A 2,699-nucleotide genomic window follows, 5' to 3' on the forward strand; every position below is an offset into this window, starting at 1 on the left:
GATGATGATCGTCCTGCATCCCGCGCACAGGCTCGCAATGCGAAACGCCATTCGTGTCGCCGATTTGGACGGAGAGCGTTACGTCAACCGCGCGAGATGTGAGTTCAGAGGCTATGTCGGCGCGTTCTTCAAGGAACAGGGCGTCAATTGCGAGGTCGTATTCCGTAGCGAACGCGACGACTGGGTCTTGGCCATGATCGCATCCGGCCAGGGGTTTGGCTTCATGCCCGAGACCTGCGTCTCAAACGTCGGCGTGGTGACCCGTCCGCTGATCGATCCGGAAATATGGCGCGAGGTCAACCTCGTGACCGTACGAGGCCGCCCGCACTCGCCCGCGGTAGCGGCGCTCGTTAAGGAGGCGACGCGGATCGGCTGGAAAGGCGATCCGACGCTGCCGGCGAACGCGCCGCCGGACTCGGCGGTGGTGATTGGGCGCGCCGCGCCGATGTCGGCGCCGCGCCCGGACCGTGGACTGGAAACGGCATCAAAGCCAAGTTGAAGCGCATCGTCGCTTCGCCGACGAGGGCCCCACGGCGTCAATCCAGTGCGCCGCAGAAACCCTCGCATGCGCCGCGCGTCAGCGGACGGGGCAAAATCCAAAAACCCGTTGCCCGTCGCAATCATTGGAAACGCCGCCAGCCTGATAAAGGCCCTGAAAGCTGGTCGCGGGCATATGATTCACGATCCTGGCGCCGGCGCGGTGGTGACGATGAACGGTGTCGGCGTTGGCTCCGTTCGAAGCAAGCCCGGCGACCGCAAGCGTGACGATGGCGAACAATGTTTTCATGTTCCGATCCTTTCTACGGTTCCGCAGTGGGACAATTCCCTTCTGCACGAGTGATTTGGCCATAGGGATCGACGAAATTGAAATATCCGCTGACAATAGGTTCGATAGCCTGCGGCTATCCTTCTCAAGCCGGCCGCTCGCTCGATGGTCCGCTGCAAAACCAAATCATGGCGGAATGAAGCGCTTTGGCGCGACCCCCGCGTCGAGGCGAATTGGACATTGCCGAAATCGGGGATTCGAGAGGCGATGGAAATCTCCGCGCCCTCCAAAACCGAAAAAAGTACTGCGATTTCGGGATTTTAGAATTGTTTTGCCTGCTGCCGATATCGGATAGCAGTGTCGTAATTGCATATCTACTCTGCACTCTTGGCATTGCTTCCTTGCCGTCATCGGACTTCGCGCGTCGGAGCGCATTGGCGAAAGCCAATTCCAGCGCGGGGTGGCGAGGCCGACGTTAAACGCGAAATGGAGTCCGTCCGCCCACGGACGCCAACCGAACATTCCACGTTCGGTGTCTGGAGCCATCCACTCCTCACCCTCCCAAGAGGCGGTGGATGGCTCTTTCAAGGGAATTCCTCGTGCGCGTCGACCAAGGCGCGAAAATAATCGGCGCAGCCGAAAAAACAAAAGAAATTGAAGCTCAGGAAGGACTAAAGCCTATGTCAACGTTTGAACCAGGACACCACCACGGGGTCGTCACCCATCACGAATTGAAACAATCGCTCAGCACGCTCCAGCTCTGGGGCATCGCCGTCGGCCTCGTGATTTCCGGCGAATATTTCGGCTGGAGCTATGGCTGGGCCTCGGCGGGCACGCTGGGCTTCCTCATCACCTCCGTGTTCATCGCCGTGATGTACACGACCTTCATCTTCAGCTTCACCGAACTCACGACCTCGATCCCGCACGCGGGCGGCCCCTTCGCCTATGCCCGCCACGCCTTCGGCGATTTCGGCGGCTTTGTCGCCGGCATTGCGACCCTGATCGAATTCGTCTTCGCGCCGCCGGCCATCGCTCTGGCCATCGGCGCCTATCTCAATGTCCAATATCCCTCGCTCGATCCCAAGCTCGCGGCGGCGGCGGCCTATCTCGTCTTCATGACGATGAACATTGTCGGCGTGCAGATCGCGGCGACCTTCGAGCTTTTCGTGACCATTCTGGCCATTATCGAATTGCTCGTGTTCATGGGCGTGGTCGCGCCGGGCTTCTCCATCGCCAATTTCGTCAAGGGCGGCTGGTCGGGCCAGGATGCGTTCTCCTCGGCCGCGCTTCCCGGCATTTTTGCCGCGATCCCCTTCGCAATCTGGTTCTTCCTTGCCATTGAAGGCGTCGCCATGGCGGCGGAAGAGGCGAAAGATCCGAAGCGCTCGATCCCGATCGCCTATATCGCCGGCATTATCACGCTTGTCGTTCTCGCCATTGGCGTGATGCTGTTCGCCGGCGCCGCTGGCGACTGGACCCAGCTGGCCAATATCAACGATCCGCTGCCGAAGGCGATGAAATTCATCGTCGGCGACAACAGCAACTGGCTGCACATGCTGGTCTGGATCGGTCTGTTCGGCCTGATCGCCTCGTTCCACGGCATCATCATGGGCTATTCGCGCCAGATCTTCGCCTTGGCCCGCGCCGGCTACATGCCGCCGTTCCTGGCGAAGGTGCACCCGCGTTTCAAGACCCCGCACCGCGCGATCATCGCGGGCGGCCTGGTCGGCCTCGCGGCGATTTTCAGCGACGAGATCGGCAGCTTCGGCGGCCAGTCGCTGACCGCCAATATCGTCACCATGTCGGTTCTGGGCGCCATCGTGATGTATATCGTCAGCATGCTGGCGCTGTTCACGCTGCGCAAGCGCGAGCCGAACATGGAGCGGCCCTACAAGACGCCGTTCTATCCGATCTTCCCGGCCATCGCGCTCGG

General features: G+C 60.8%; 3 protein-coding genes. 2 read left to right on the forward strand and 1 reads right to left on the reverse strand.

What is annotated here, in order from left to right; genetic code table 11:
* A partial coding sequence (locus ACE3S9_RS18070; RefSeq protein ID WP_374547865.1) for a LysR family transcriptional regulator substrate-binding protein occupies positions 1–499 on the forward strand: 499 nt, incomplete at its 5' end.
* 78 nt (positions 500–577) lie between these two features.
* Here the strand turns inward: ACE3S9_RS18070 and ACE3S9_RS18075 are convergent.
* A complete protein-coding gene (locus tag ACE3S9_RS18075) occupies positions 578–778 on the reverse strand; it encodes a hypothetical protein (RefSeq protein ID WP_374547866.1) in 201 nt (66 codons plus the stop codon).
* A gap of 668 nt (positions 779–1,446) precedes the next feature.
* Between ACE3S9_RS18075 and eat the strand changes: the two genes are divergently transcribed.
* Positions 1,447–2,699: ethanolamine permease (gene eat, locus ACE3S9_RS18080; protein ID WP_374547867.1), on the forward strand; the 1,253-nt coding region annotated here is incomplete at its 3' end.

Origin of the sequence: Rhodoblastus sp. (assembly GCF_041915505.1) — a bacterium.
Classification (GTDB): domain Bacteria; phylum Pseudomonadota; class Alphaproteobacteria; order Rhizobiales; family Beijerinckiaceae; genus Rhodoblastus.